The sequence below is a fragment of the Leptospira abararensis genome (genome assembly GCF_016918735.1).
GTDB lineage: Bacteria > Spirochaetota > Leptospiria > Leptospirales > Leptospiraceae > Leptospira_A > Leptospira_A abararensis.
Map to the genome: position 1 here is coordinate 16,648 of NZ_JAFFPR010000037.1, position 15,241 is coordinate 31,888.

Consider the following 15,241-nt stretch of genomic DNA (forward strand, 5'->3'; position numbering starts at 1 on the left):
AAATAGGAGAGATTCGGAATAAAGTTCTTTTTAATAAGACATCTAACTTTTTTGGAATATTTCTATAAAAAATCTTTACTGAGTCTATTTTACCTTTAGTCTTTGTCTCCCCAGGGGAATCCATATGAGTAGCTTTTTTGATCTTATTTTCAAGTTCTTCTATAAATATATTTCCTATAGTTTTGCCATCGTCTTTTTCTCACTCCTAGGTGCATTTTTTGGGGCCTTTTACGCATACTTTTTCGGATCTGCTCTCATCCCTGAATTTACTGCAGAAAACCATCCTCAGGTGGTTTTGGTCTTCGTAATTACCACAGCTCTAGCCGCCATTGGCCATAGTGTTGAGTTTGGTATCCTAGCCCCTTTTGGTTTTCTTGGCTTTCGGTCGGATACAAAAAAACTCAATGCAAACTTAAAACCGAACGAAACCATCCGGCATAAGGATATTTTGGAATTAGAGAATCTACTCAATTCTATTATTGATTTTCCCAAAGAAAATATGTTTGCTGCAGTGCGTTATGCGTCCTTTGTTTTTATCTCCGTATTGATTACCCATGTGGCCAACAAACATCCGTTTTATGAATTGTCCCTAATTTTTATTGGATGGCTTGCGGCCGTTTTTGTTTACGGAGGATTTTCTTATATCATCTCCGATTATTTCACTGGAGCAAAACGAGTCGAAATCAAAAAAATTCTCTCTTACCGTGATGTCACCATTCACAAAAACCATGGAATCATGAGCCTAAAAGGTAAGTTTATTTTTCTTCTGATTCTCATATTACTTTCCTTAAGTGTCCTTGCAGTCTTTATTTCTCTTGGGAATGCTAGCCTTATCAAAATTTCCACATTCATTACCATGACTTTTTTTGAAGCAGTCATACTAATCTTTATGTTTTTCCAATCGATCAATTTAACTTTAGAACAAATCAACGAATCGGCAAATAGTTTGGCGAGTGGAGGAAGAGGATCACTCCCCATCCTCTCCATTGACAAAGAGTTTATTCAATTTGCAGAAAATTTCGAAAAGGCCACGAGAGAAGTAGGAAGGATAAGGGAAAACTTACAAGAATTAGTTGAAGCAAAAACCTCCGAGTTAAGAAACAGCTTAGAGACAGTAGAATTCTTAAAAAAACAACAAGATGGAGATTATTTTCTTACTTCCTTACTCATTAAACCCTTAAGCCTAAACAAAACACTCGGTGCAAATGTAAAAACAGATTTTTTTATTAAACAAAAGAAAACCTTTACCTTCCATGGAAGAGAAAATGAAATTGGAGGGGATATTTGTATTACGAGAACCGTCCCTTTGCGTGGGAAAGATTATACATTTTTTCTCAATGCTGATGCGATGGGAAAATCTTTACAAGGAGCCGGTGGAGTTTTGGTACTTGGTGCGGCCGTTCAATCCATATTAGAGAGGTCTTTGGCGGTCCAATCCGTCAAACTACTTTATGCGGAACGATGGATTAAAAATGCCTACCAAGAACTCCATCATATTTTTGAAAGTTTCGACTGTTCCATGTTAGTTTCTATGGTAATGGGCCTAATTGATGATGAAACAGGCCTTGTTTATTACCTAAATGCAGAACATCCCTGGTCCGTTTTATTTAGAAATGGCAAAGCGGAATTTATAAAAAACAATTCGGAACTTAGAAAACTGGGAACTCCCGTTAAAGACAATTCCTTGGAAATATCCACCTTACAATTGCAGCCGGGAGATGTTATGGTTTTGGGTTCGGATGGTCGTGATGACATTGAATTTGTGACAGAAACGGACTTTCGAAAAATCAACAATGATGAAGAATTATTTTTACAACATGTCGAAACTGGGAAAGGAGATCTAAAATCGATATACCAGTCCATTTTGGGAACAGGCGAACTAACAGATGATTTGAGTTTAATGCGAATTTCTTATAAAGAACACCAATCCCTTCCTCCAAGGTCCATCCGAAAAGAATCCTATGAACTAATGAGAAAGGCAAGATCCCATATAAAAGAAAATCTTTTAGAAAATGCAAAAGACAATTTATTAGAAGCAAACAAAATCAATCCAGAAAACCAAGAGATCTTAAGAGCACTTTTGCGCCTTCTTGTACGAATGAAAGACTATCAATTAGCTTCTGAAAAATTTAACACATATATAGAGGAATTTCCTGGGGATACAGATCTTATTTATTTGGCTTCTTTTACTTACAAACAAACCAAAGAATATGGAAAGGCCATCGATATGGCGGAGAGGATTCGATTACGTAATCCAGGCCATTTATCTAACCTTCTACATCTCGTACAACTGTATCTTTTAGTAGGCAATTTGCCTAAAGCAGAGAAAACTTTGGGGCTAACTTCTTTTCTGACCGCCGATTCTAAACGAGTGGATGCTTTACGGATGCAAATTGAAGATATAAGAAAGAAAGTAGTTGATTAAATTAAATCGAAGTTAGACGTTTTGTCATCTCTACCCTTTGCGATATTAATCAATGTTATTGAAAGAAAGAACTCTATGTTTTTTTTTGATTGTTTTTGTCTCATTTTCCTGTCGAAGATCAGACTTGAGTAACCTTTGCGATCCGAAAGCAGATGATTACCTAGAAAGCCTACTCATACGTTATATAAATTTTGACGAAACCGAACACTGTGGCGTAGTTTTAAAGGTGACCCCTCCTTCTTATTTGATCTGTCCTCCTCTTATCCCCCAAATAAACGGGACATTCTTTCTCGAAAATTTTGAAACCGATGGAAATAGGCTTAGTTTCTCTTCAAATCCACCTCTTCCTGCTGGTATTTCTTTTTCGCCATTTTCTGCTTCACTCCAAGGAAGTTATTTTGGATGGAAAGCCAACCGACAAGAATTTACCATCACCGCCAGTAACCCAAAAGGTTCTGCCAGTTGTACCTACAAACCTACTTGGATGGGCAAACCCCCCTTCAAAACGAATAGCACCATTTGTTACGATGGAGCAAATAACCCAGATCCAGGTTGTACAAATATTCCAGGGCAAGATGGGCAATTGCAGAAAGGATTAACCCAAAGTTTTAGCGGCCCCTCCTTTGTGGCGGGGGTAGAAATCACAACCGACTTAAATACGGGACTCATTTGGACTAGCTGCCAAATAGGAAAAGCTGGAACAGGGTGTCCAACCGTCGGGATGACTACGTTTGCCTTTGCCGATGCACGAACCGAATGTGCGAACCTAAATTCTGGATCTGGATTTGCTAACCGCACGGACTGGCGCGTTCCCGAAATGGAAGAATACGCAAGTACTTTTGATTATTCCCTAGCAAATCCTTCCATCAACCAAACTTATTTTCCGGCGACAGATAATTTCAATTTTAAAAGTAATACTTCCAATGCTGCTGCAACGGCAGCATTCTATCCCACTTTTATAGAGTCCTCGATTGGAACAGGTATTTATAGTGATATGCACCATCTACGTTGTGTCTCCAATGGCCCTCGCACTACCGCCAAACGATTGTATGATAATGGAAATGGTACGATTACAGACCTGGACACTTCTTTAGTTTGGCAAAGATGTACAGCCGGGCAAACAAACTTAACTACTTGCACAGGGGGAACGGATCTCATCACCACTTGGGCTAGTGCTATTAACTATTGCCAAGGTTTAAATCTAGCGGGGAAAATATGGAGATTGCCCAATGTCAGTGAACTTCGAAGTCTCTTAGATTATTACATCAGTTTTGGAAACCCCGGATTTGATCCTATCTACTTTCCTAATACTGTTTCCTCAAACTTTTGGACATCTACAACATCTCCTTTGGGTGCAGCCGCCAATGCTTACATAGTGCATTTCGGAAGTTCCAGCGGTGGACCTGATGTAAAGTCAAACAATACGACCAATAGAACTCGTTGTGTAACAGATTTTTAAGGTTTGGCGAAAAAAACTAAAATCAGAAAGTAGAATTCTCAAATAAATATGTTCAGAACTCTTCCCTACCTTCTTGTCCTCTTTCTTTTCCAATGCACAACCATTGGCTTTCATGAAACAAAGATTCGGGAAGGAATTTCCTTTGGACCAGAAGCAAATTTCCGTGTTTGTGTTCTAAGAGAACCGGACATCACAGCGGAAGAAGCGGAAGGCTTGTTTTTGGCATGGAATGAGGAACTTTCTTTCTATAAACTAAAAGCAAAACTAGTTCTACTAGATGTCATAGAAAGGCCAGGATTTTGGGGAACCGATATTCTCAGTTATTTAATGACAATTCCCTTACCGAATGATTGCGATCGAATACTTTACTTAAAGGGAAGGACCTGGGGTGACATTGGTTTTGAAGTTTTCACCCTGGGTATCTTTGTGGGTGTGGGTCTAAAACTCGAAGTCCAAGGAGCTGTCGAAGGCCAAACCAATACAAGAGGATATATTAAAGCAAAATACATTTCCACCATACAAATGTTATTTACTAGTCCAAAATCCACTCTTATCCATGAAGGATACCATCTACTCGGATGCGGACACCAACTCTTCATGAAAGATTGTTATGATAAAATTCGAGATGTAAAACTTCTCCTTACCGATCCAAACAGAGATCCAAACTTTTTTCCCATCATTACCACGACCGGAAAAAAATTCTTACATCCTCCTAACTTCCAAACATCTAACAAAGATTAAATTCTATTCATAAGGTTTTGAACACGTTTTTGATTTATAAAAACAATGGACTCTCTTTTTGTTCGCAAAAATAATTTGTCGGTCTCCACTTTTATACCAATTGATGATCCGAACACCATCTTTATCCCACTGCTCCTCATCCTCGCCAATAGTCCAGGTTTGCCCTCTGGATTGGATCTGATATGCACCTGATTTCCATAGAAAGATAGACTCCAACTGATTTTTGTCAGATAATCCAGAGAACCCACCTTCATACAATCCCGAAAGGTTACCAAATTCATAGATTTGGTTTCTCATCATACAAGGGATATGATGAAACTCTAAAATTTCATTTGGCTTTTGGGGAATCGTTACTGAATCTATATCACAATGTAGAGGAAGTTCTCTTATTTTTTTGGTTAGTTTGGGTTTTTCATTCAACCGCCAAACAAAAAATTGATTTTCTATACTCGACTGGTTCTTTTAAAAATAATCATACATATCTTCCGTTGCTTTTTCTAAGGAAATACCAAACTCAGCCAAAAAGGAAGTTTCTGTTGGTTTTCCAAAACAGGTTTCTTCATAAAATTTTCGAATTTTTTTGTTCCCATAGATTTGGGAAATGTATTCCAAAAACATTGTCCCCACCAAACGATAGTCGGGGAGTTTAGGATCATTTCCTTCTTTTAAGGAGGTCCGTTTACGGAGATATTTTTGAAAGAACCTTTCATACGTGTTCGCTTTGTGTTCTGAGTCAGTTTGAATCACACTCAGCTCAGCAATTCCTTCTAAAAACCAAGGTTCTGCAAGACCTCCCGACTGCAAACCTAGCTGTTCACATCGCTGGGATTGGATATAATGCAAAGTATCATGTTTCCACGCCCGAAGATCATAATTCTTTTTCAAAAAGGAATCAAGGATTTGATCTCCTTTGGTTTCCACAATGATCCCTGGAAGTGGGCATAGAGTAAAAAAACTTCCATTTGAAAATCCAGTGCAGTCTTCTTTGGTTTTTGGATCTTTGCCTGCATAAATCCAAAATCTTTCTTTTGATTCGTGTAAAACAACTTTAATGGTTTCGGACCGGAATCCAAATTGTTCTTCACTATAATTCAAAAACGCAGAGATTCGATCCGTTTCCTGCAAAGAATCAACAACCAAACTCCATTTAGGTGAATATGTAATATCAAAAACACCAACCCGCACTCTTTTTTCTCCCCAATAGATTGGGTGCACAATGTCATAATAAAGAAAAGTTCCTCTGTTTCTTTTTTTATAAGTATACTGGTTTATATTTGTTTTTGGGATTTTATGTTTTGTGATAGTTGATCCATCTGGAAACTGAATGAACCATAAAGATTCCCATAAGGCATGGGATCCTTTCGCCGAACGAATCATATGTGATTGATTTTTCCATTCCCAATACCCATCGTTGGATTCGCTCGCTTGTTGGGTTTGTCTCAGATCCGAATCCTGATCTGAGGGAACGATTATTCTTTCCAGTTCTTCAAAGTTAAGGGGAACACTATCAGGAAGGCTAAAATTACTTGGGAAAAGATTTTCTTGCTTTATGACAGCTATATCCTTTGCCCAAAGGCTGGAGGCAAAAATCAACACAAACGCAAAGTGAATATACAAATACATATCCAGGCCCCTTTTGAAGCCCTTATTGAAATCAAATTTCAGAATGGGTCAATTGATAAACAATAAAGACTTCCCGTTTTCATGAAAGACGCAAACCCTTTCCTCTTTACTAATCTTTCCGAGTTGCTTTCGCTAATAGGTCGGCAATAAAGTCCATATTCAAACATTTATGAATCGCCTCATTCTTTTCTCTCTCGCCATTTCCTGCTTGTTCGTTTGTTCCAAACCCAAGACGGACAACCTCTGCGATGCAGATGACTCTTTTTTTCTTCCAAATATCTTTTACCGACTGATTGTGGAAGACAAAAGCAGCCAATGCGGATACCGAGTTTTTCCCAAACTTCCTGCTTGCCAATTGGAATACGAACAAACCCATTTAGCCGAAAATTGGCCCGCGGTAAAAGCGGAGATGGAATCACAGTTTGCCCTTGGCTCCAGTGGTGGTGAAACCCTATTGCAATACAGACCAGAAACTGTAGCTTCTGTCACGGGAAACGGTTCGACTGCCTTTCAAGGGGCTCTCAATGCACCAAATGGAGATGTCTACTTTTTGCCCTATGACTCTCCGATGTTTTTATCGATTCACACAAGTTCAAAAACCTATACAGATGTTGGAGTTAGCCCTGGAGGTGTAGCTTTTATTGGGGGATCTCTCGGTCCATCGGGGAAAATTTATCTTGCGCCTCATACTTCGAATGACTTCCGGACATTGGATACAAATAACAACCAGCAGACGATTGTCGCGAACCAAACAATGGTAAGCGCCACTTATAATGGTGCGATGTATGCTCCCAATGGAAAGATTTACTTTGTGCCAAGTACAGAAACTCTCATTCGTTATTACGACACAAAAACGGGAATGGTTGGATCTGTGGCCACACCAACTTCGAGTGGATTTTCTGCAGCGGTGCTTAGCCCACAAGGGAAAATTTATTTCATTCCATTTACGGCAACCAGTATGTATATTTTAGATACTAACAATGATTCGGTTAGCATTCACCCATATGTTTTTCCAGGTTCTGGTGGATATATATCCGGAATTCTCACACCAAATGGTAGAATCTACATGATCCCTTATAATTCACATCCCCTCCTCTACCTAGACACAGCCACTAACGAGATTGTTACCGTTACCACAATACCTTCCCCCGGATCGAATATGTTTAATGGCGCAGTTCTTGCTCCCAATGGAAAGATTTACCCTGTTCCTGATCTATATTCCAACTTCATTTCTATCGACACCAAAGACCATACCATCACCACTCTCTTTGCCAAACCTGCCGGTTCTTACCGCGGAGGAGCACTCGGACCTAACGGGGAGATCTACTTGGCACCGCATTCGTCTAATCGCTTCGATGCCATCCTAACCAATTCTAATGGAAAGTTTTGTAATTCCCTCCGCTTATCCCCCTATTGGAATAAACTATGAGAAAATACAAGTCCCGTATATTTTAGATTCCCTTCGTCAGATGTTTAAGCGTAGGTGCAAAACCTGCGAACAGAACATTTGATGAAATCTTTTAACCAAAACCATGTTACATCATTGGCTCTGTTTGCGGACAATCTCCCTTGTGGAGTATTTATATTCGAATCGTTGGAAGCTGAGTTTTCTCTGGAAAGCCCATTGGTTTATGCAAATCCATTGGCAAAAACCTTTTTGGAGATGAAACCATCCCAAAAAAATCAGAAAACTTTAGAAGCATTGTTTCCTCACTTACAGAAAGCGGGATTACTCTCAGAAATCATTTCCAATTTATCAAAAAAAGATCCCTCGCCTATTTACTTAAATGCAGAGTTATTGATAGAAAAATCAACTAGTGAAAAGGTTTATTCGCTACTAGCCAAACCACTTGGTGAAAACCATTTTTTCTTTCTATTGGAAGATATCACAGAACTCTCGTTTGCCGAAAAATCCTTTCGCGAGAAAGAATCCCAATTGGATCGTGTTTTAAAAACAATGATCAACGGTGTGGTTGTCGTCAACCTACAAGGACAAATTATTTATGCAAATGATAGTGCTGCCAAAATCCTTTCGCTTAGTATCGATAAAATTGAAAACAAATACTTTGCTTCTAAGGACTGGAGGCAAATTTGTGAAGATGGAACACCTTACCCTCCTGAAGAACTTCCATTATCGATAGCTCTTGGCAAAGGGCAAACTGTATACAACTCAGAACATGGGATTGTTGCCGATGGGGAAAAAGTCAAATGGTTAAGTGTCAATGCCACTCCCCTCTATAATGCAGATGGTAAATTAGAAGGTGCGACGGCCAGTTTTCTTGATATTACAGAACTGAAAAACACTCAAGATACAATCGATTTAAAAAACAGAAAACTTAAAGCCATCCTCGATGCTATTGAAAGATCCGCCATTGTCAGTGTGGCCAATACAAAAGGTGTCATCCAAAGGGCGAATCAAAAGTTCATTAAAATATCAGGTTATACTGAAAAAGAACTGTTAGGTTCAGATCACAGAAAATTAAATTCCAAATTTCATCCGAAAGAGTTTTGGGAAAAAATGTGGACCGACATTCTATCGGGGAAACCTTGGGAAGGTATCATCCGCAACCAATCCAAACAAGGAAATTTTTTCTGGTTACAAACTTATATCCATCCCCTCTATGATTCTAATGAAAAAATAGAATCCTTTTTGTCCATTCGATTTGATATCACAGAAGAAATCGAAGCCTTAGAAAATACCAACAGGATGCTTCATTTTACAGGAATCCAAAACACACGTTTACAAAACTTTGCTTATATTGTTTCGCACAACATTCGCCAACACTCGTCTAATTTCACCTCCCTGATTGCCTTACTAGAAGAGAATCCTTCCGAAGAAGAAAGAAAGAATATTGTGAACATGTTACATGCCTCAGCCGACAAACTGAACGAAACGATAACCCACTTAAACGATATTATTTCCATCAATCAGATGTTAAACAAACCAATGGAAGTTTGTTCTATCGAAGAAGAAGCAGAGAAAACTTTAAACATACTCAAAGGTTCTATTGAATCGCGAAATATAGAAGTTTTTGTGGAAATAGAAGAAAATTTACAACTCAGAATCATTCCAGCCTATCTCGAAAGTATCCTCCTAAACTTGGTATCTAATGCGATTAAATATGTACGTTTGAAACAGGGAGCTTTCATTCGTGTTTCGGCTAAAAACATAGGTGGCCAAGTGCAGCTCGTAGTGGAAGACAACGGACTTGGAATCGATTTAGAAAAACATGGTAACAAAATTTTTGGCATGTTTAAGACTTTTCATAAAAACGAAGACGCCCGGGGGATTGGACTTTTTATCACAAAATCCCAAGTGGAGGTTCTCGGAGGGACAATCACAGTCCAGAGCAGTGAAGGAAAAGGTTCCGCGTTCACTGTGTTACTTCCTGAAAATCCAAATGAGACCATTCACATCTAATTTGTTTCTGCTGAATCTTTGTACGTTCGAGAATCGGTCCGCTCTCTGCTTTGTCAGAGTAGATCCTTCCAATCGGTCTTGACAATCTCCCCCAACCCTTGAGGCTTACCCTAGTGATCCGTCGGTTAATCCTGCGGACGTACCAATGACATAAGGAAATCCATGAAAGTCCACGAATACCAGGCCAAAGAAATCCTACGTAGACACAATGCCAACGTTCCCTTCGGAAAGGTCATCGACACAGTCGGTGATTTCGAAAAGGCATACAGCGAAGTTGTCCAAAAATCACCAGTAGTGGTGGTAAAAGCCCAAATCCACGCAGGTGGACGAGGAAAAGGTGGCGGGGTCAAAGTCGCAAAGACCAAAGATGACGCCAAAGCTGCTGCTGAGAAAATTCTCGGGATGCAACTCATCACCCCTCAGACCGGTCCAGAAGGAAAAAAAGTTCTGAAAGTCTATTTGGAACAAGGTCTTGAAATCGCAAAGGAATACTACCTCTCCATCTTACTCGATCGCGCCATCCGCAAAACCATCATCATGGCTTCTACCGAAGGTGGAATGGAAATCGAAGAAGTTGCAGAAACTCATCCAGAAAAAATCATTAAAATACAAATTGATCCAGGAATCGGAATCCAAGGTTCTCAAGTGCGTGAACTCGCATTTGCTTTAGGAATTCCAACTGAGGCGCAAAAATCTTTTACAGCTCTAGTAAACTCTGTTTATGCAGCTTACATTAAAGAAGATGCAGCACTCCTTGAGATCAACCCTCTCATCCTTACAAAACAAAACGAAATCATTGCAGGTGACTGCAAGATGGACTTGGATGAAAACGCTCTTTACCGCCACCCTGAAAACGAAGCTCTTCGTGATATCACTGAAGAAGATCCGTATGAAGTGAAAGCAAAAGAATACAATCTCAACTACGTGAAGTTAGATGGTAACATCGGTTGTATGGTGAACGGGGCTGGTCTTGCGATGGCAACTATGGACATCGTAAAACTTGCCGGTGCAGAACCTGCAAACTTCTTGGATGTCGGAGGTGGAGCAAACCCTACGACTGTAGAAAATGGCTTTCGTCTCATCCTTTCTGATCCAAACGTAAAAGGAATCTTTGTAAACGTATTTGGTGGTATCGTCCGTTGCGACCGAGTGGCTGTCGGAATTATCGAAGCGACTAAAAAAGTAAATGTATCGGTGCCAGTAGTAGTTCGTTTGAAAGGAACTAACGCGGAAGAAGGGAAAAAAATCCTGAACGAATCCGGAATGAATATTGTTGGAGTGGAAGGACTCCGTGACGCGGCAGACAAAATTGTCTCCCTAATCAAAAAATAGGAACTATAAAACATGGCTGTATTAGTTGATGAAAACACAAGAGTAGTCGTCCAAGGGATCACCGGTAAGGAAGGATCCTTTCATGCGACTCAAATGTTGGAATATGGTACAAAAGTAGTTGCCGGAGTCACTCCAGGCAAAGGTGGTCAAATCTGGACTTCCGAAACAGGAAAAACTGCTCCGGTTCGTAACACCATCAAAGATGCAATGATCCAAGACGGTGCCAACGCTGCTGTGATCTTTGTTCCCCCTCCATTCGCTGCTGACGCAATTTTGGAAGGAATCTTTGCTGAGATCCCACTCGTAGTTTGTATCACGGAAGGAATTCCTACTCACGATATGCTGAAAGTATACAGTGTGCTTCGTAATTCTAAAACGAAACTAGTAGGACCAAACTGTCCCGGCGTGATCAACCCTCGTTACAATGTGAAAATGGGGATTATGCCAGGCTTTATCCACACTCCGGGAAACATTGGTATTGTTTCTCGTTCTGGAACTTTGACTTATGAATCCGTTGCCTCCCTTACAGCTGCTGGCCTTGGCCAGTCCACTTGTATTGGAATCGGAGGAGACCCAGTTCCCGGGATGAACCACGTAGAAGCGGTTCGCCTCCTGAACGAAGACCCAGACACTGAGGGAATCGTAATGATTGGTGAGATCGGCGGAACTTCGGAAGAAGAAGCAGCGGCTTACATCAAAGCTCATGTGAAAAAACCAGTGGTCGGTTTTATCGCAGGCCAAACGGCGCCTCCTGGAAAACGTATGGGCCATGCCGGTGCGATCATTTCCGGGGGAATGGGAACTGCCACTTCTAAGATTGCTGCAATGCAAGATGCTGGAGTCAGCATCTGCGCGCACATTGGAGAAGTTGGCGAGAAAATGAAACAAGCCCTTAAAAAATAAGGGTTTGCTATAAAAAAAACAGCTATTCAAGGGAAATGAGGAGTCTGAATTAACAGTATGGAACAACGTTCATGGGTTTCAAGTACATTGATCCTCCTCGTTTCCGTGGGCCTATTGGCTGCGGAGTCTGGAGATAAGGCATTTACACTTAGCTTACAAGACGCAGTCAAGTATGCCATTGAAAACAACCGCGAGGTCATGCAGGCCCGCTTAGAGTTAGCCAAAGCCGACTCTTCTCTTATGAAATATGAGGGAAAGTATTCTTGGCGTGCTCTTTCCAAAGCGGAATTGGATCAAAAACAATTCCCTTTCAACCAAAACAATATCTTTACGGGAACCAAAACCCAAACCAATACCTACAGTGCTGGATTAGAAAAACTTTTCACAACGGGAACCTACTTCAAACTAGAAGCTAAGTCACAACGTTTTGACTCAAATGCCTTTGAGGATCCAAATAAAACCCCTGCGGGATTTACCTCTCTAGGCCTACCTCCATTATATACAGATACCCTTTCCGTTACCATCGCGCAAGATTTACTCAAAAACGCTTTTGGTGCCAATGAAAGGAATATGGAAAAAATCCTAGAGAACCAAACAGAGATTTTGCGAGAGCAAATGGAAGACCAAGTTGCAAGTAAAGTGGTAGCCACTCTAGTGGACTATTGGAACTACTCGGTCAAGGAATCTGGATACCAAACCTTCGAACAACTTTTAAAAAATACAAAGAATGTAAGAGACCTTACCATTCGCAAACAAGGTCTTGGACTTTCTGAAAGTTTTGAAGTAAACCAGTGGAACGCCCTTCTCTCCCAAGTCGAAGGACAAATGGCACAAGCCATTGCAGAAAGAGAAGAAGCTCGTCGTAAACTGATTCGTTCCCTTAATCTTCCCGAGGATACCATCTTCCAAAAGACAACTCCTCTTTCTGAAACTCTCCCTACCAAGTTAGACTATGCGGCCGATATTGACTATGCATACAAACACAGAGCAGACTTCCGTGCTATCTTACGTAAAAAAGAAAATGCCGACCTGTCTATGCGAACTGCGAAAAATGAAGCCCTTCCTTCTTTAAAGGCAGCGGGAACTTACGGATACCAGGCACAAAATACGATTAGTCCACAAAACAATTATTCTGACGGTCGTGCCGGAGTTTTTTCTTACCAATACCCTGTGATGCAAGGTTCCCTTGATTTATCTTATCCGATTATGGATAAGGGAGTGAAGGCAGGAATCCGTGATGCAGAAATCCAAAAACGCCAAGTTTCTTTGGAAGAAGCAGATTTAACAAAAGCAGTTTCCGATGATGTAAAAACTCGCATTGATATTCTAAAAGCGTCCTTCCAAGTGATGGAAAATGCAAAACGCACAGAAGAAGAATCTAAGAAGTATTATAATGGTGTGTTACGCTCCTTCCAGCAAGGAAGATTTAATGCGCTCGCAGTGAAAAATGCATTAGACACTCATGTCCAAGACCAGTTGTCACTCGTTCGAGCAAAAGTAGATTACAACATCAATTTACACAGATACTATGTTGCTAAAAATGCTTTATTTGAAGAATACGGAGTGGAAAGATCCAAACTCCTACCAGAAAATCTTTAAGACAAAAACGGGAGAATCCTTTTGATACGCTCCCGTGTATTTCTTGCCCTTAGCCTTCTTTTTCTTTTTATATCCTTTATCACTTATACCTTTGTAGACTTTCGCGAGAAAGAAGACAAAGCCTATGATTTTTACCAATCGGAATCCTATCTCAAAGTTCTTAGTCTCTATCAGGAAAAAGAAATTCCCGTTAGCGAATTAGAGCTTACCATTCTTTCCGAAACCGTTTCTCAATTAGAAAAAAAATTGAATGAGAAAGAAACGAGTAAGGAACTCCAATCGTTTTTTCAATCACGTCCCGGAACCAAACTTGTCGAATGGGAAACCACTCGTGGCACCTACTACCATATTGAGGATCCTTACCTTCCCAATTTAAAGAAACACGGTGAAGGTTACAAAAGAGCTCTCATCACAAAGATTACCACCCTTTCGAGACCAATTCCCAAACCAGAAGTCACAAACTTACTTCTGAAGCTCATCCTAGAAGATCCGCGCGGAATGGAAGATCGGTTTAGCCGAGCCCTGACAAACCTACTGAGTTTTCCTTTTGAACCCATTGGAGAAATTGAATCTGAATTTTTATTACAAAGTTTACATTTTTTAGTTAATACCGCAAATACCAACCTCTTTCACCAAGCAGCGATTGTACGAGGAAAAAATGTCAACCTTCGTAGTGGACCGGGTCGCGAGAATTCAGAACTGGGGAAAATCAGCGAACCGGAACAGGCAATCTGTTTAGAAGAAGATGTTGGTAAAGAAACCATTGCCGGTAGTTTGGGACATTGGAAACGTTGTTACTTTCCCAACTTACAAAAGTCTGCCTGGATCTTTTCTGGATTTTTAACCGAAGTTCCACCAAACCCCGCTCTTATCGCAGAATTCGAAAAACGGTTTAAATCTGTGGAAAATGAGATTCGCATCGACTTTGAAGGTTGGAATGGAAACCAAATCCCGCCTACTTTTTTCGGAAACTATATTCCAAGAGATTCTCTTCGTATCTCAGGAGAAACTGGTTTTCCCATTTATGGACTTTCCAAAGAATCAAAGACCCTCCAAAGAATTTGTAAAAAACTTTCTGGGGACAAAAACTATTTTGAATTTTCCTTCCAACCCACGGACTCCGATCTCCCCATCTCCTTTCTGGAACTCCATCTAAATTACGATAACCAGGAACACCTTGCCTACTCCTTGTCGCTGGATAAGGAATCCATTTGGGTAAATAAAAATCGATATGTCCTAGACGGCGAAAAAAGAAGAGAAAACCTGTCCTTACACATTGGATCTCGCGAAGGGGACAAATGGAACGCAAGTCTTTGGAGACGAAATACAGGACTCATTCAGTCCATTCGTTCCTTACCTATGGATGAATCTGCCCTCCAAGCAGGTCGATATTCCTGGGAAATTTGTCTCCCACTGGCGAAAGAACCAAACAGGGACAAAGTGATACTCTTTGAAATTAGAACGGGAATCCATTAGAGGGGGAAATTATGGCTACCTACGATTACCATTGTAATACATGCGGAAAAGACTTTGAACATGTCCAGTCGATGAAAGATGATGCACTCACAGAGTGCCTTTGTGGAAAAAATGGATCCGTCGAACGCCGAATTTCAGCAAGTGCAGGAATCATCTTCAAAGGATCTGGATTTTATGTAACCGATTATAAAAAAACCGGCTCTGACTCGACTCCTTCGTCTTCTACTGGCAGCAGTGATTCAGGAACTCCTTAAGGTCTCTC

General features: G+C 40.4%; 12 protein-coding genes. 10 read left to right on the forward strand and 2 right to left on the reverse strand.

The window, feature by feature from the left end; genetic code table 11:
• The first annotated feature begins 124 nt into the window (after positions 1–124).
• The 3 genes from JWG40_RS11605 to JWG40_RS11615 are packed head-to-tail and all read left to right on the forward strand — an operon-like array spanning position 125 to position 4,625.
• Complete coding sequence (locus tag JWG40_RS11605; protein ID WP_205285969.1) at positions 125–2,425, forward strand: PP2C family protein-serine/threonine phosphatase; 2,301 nt, start codon at positions 125–127, stop codon at positions 2,423–2,425.
• 52 nt (positions 2,426–2,477) lie between these two features.
• The gene (locus tag JWG40_RS11610; RefSeq protein WP_205285970.1) at positions 2,478–3,884 is read left to right on the forward strand and encodes an Lcl C-terminal domain-containing protein; all 1,407 of its coding nucleotides are present in this window, start codon (positions 2,478–2,480) and stop codon (positions 3,882–3,884) included.
• Between the two features lie 48 nt (positions 3,885–3,932).
• Complete coding sequence (locus JWG40_RS11615) at positions 3,933–4,625, forward strand: hypothetical protein (RefSeq protein ID WP_205285971.1); 693 nt, start codon at positions 3,933–3,935, stop codon at positions 4,623–4,625.
• Positions 4,626–4,628: 3 nt separating this feature from the next.
• Here JWG40_RS11615 and JWG40_RS11620 read toward each other — a convergent pair whose 3' ends face one another.
• A complete protein-coding gene (locus JWG40_RS11620; protein ID WP_205285972.1) occupies positions 4,629–5,045 on the reverse strand; it encodes a hypothetical protein in 417 nt (138 codons plus the stop codon).
• A gap of 42 nt (positions 5,046–5,087) precedes the next feature.
• A complete protein-coding gene (locus tag JWG40_RS11625; protein ID WP_205285973.1) occupies positions 5,088–6,248 on the reverse strand; it encodes a hypothetical protein in 1,161 nt (386 codons plus the stop codon).
• A gap of 169 nt (positions 6,249–6,417) precedes the next feature.
• Here JWG40_RS11625 and JWG40_RS11630 point away from each other — a divergent pair, with 169 nt between their 5' ends.
• The 7 genes from JWG40_RS11630 (at position 6,418) to JWG40_RS11660 (ending at position 15,233) form a co-directional block, all read left to right on the forward strand.
• Positions 6,418–7,677 (forward strand): Vgb family protein, encoded by a 1,260-nt coding sequence (locus JWG40_RS11630; RefSeq protein WP_205285974.1) that lies wholly within the window; start codon positions 6,418–6,420, stop codon positions 7,675–7,677.
• A gap of 81 nt (positions 7,678–7,758) precedes the next feature.
• Positions 7,759–9,669: a PAS domain-containing sensor histidine kinase gene (locus tag JWG40_RS11635; protein ID WP_205285975.1), complete on the forward strand. Its 1,911-nt coding sequence runs from the start codon at positions 7,759–7,761 to the stop codon at positions 9,667–9,669.
• 162 nt (positions 9,670–9,831) lie between these two features.
• Complete coding sequence (gene sucC / locus JWG40_RS11640; protein ID WP_205285976.1) at positions 9,832–11,001, forward strand: ADP-forming succinate--CoA ligase subunit beta; 1,170 nt, start codon at positions 9,832–9,834, stop codon at positions 10,999–11,001.
• Between the two features lie 12 nt (positions 11,002–11,013).
• Positions 11,014–11,904 (forward strand): succinate--CoA ligase subunit alpha, encoded by an 891-nt coding sequence (sucD, locus tag JWG40_RS11645; RefSeq protein ID WP_205285977.1) that lies wholly within the window; start codon positions 11,014–11,016, stop codon positions 11,902–11,904.
• Positions 11,905–11,961: 57 nt separating this feature from the next.
• The gene (locus tag JWG40_RS11650; protein WP_205285978.1) at positions 11,962–13,503 is read left to right on the forward strand and encodes a TolC family protein; all 1,542 of its coding nucleotides are present in this window, start codon (positions 11,962–11,964) and stop codon (positions 13,501–13,503) included.
• Positions 13,504–13,524: 21 nt separating this feature from the next.
• Complete coding sequence (locus JWG40_RS11655) at positions 13,525–14,979, forward strand: SH3 domain-containing protein (protein WP_205285979.1); 1,455 nt, start codon at positions 13,525–13,527, stop codon at positions 14,977–14,979.
• Between the two features lie 11 nt (positions 14,980–14,990).
• Positions 14,991–15,233 (forward strand): FmdB family zinc ribbon protein, encoded by a 243-nt coding sequence (locus JWG40_RS11660; protein ID WP_205285980.1) that lies wholly within the window; start codon positions 14,991–14,993, stop codon positions 15,231–15,233.
• Positions 15,234–15,241: the final 8 nt, after the last annotated feature.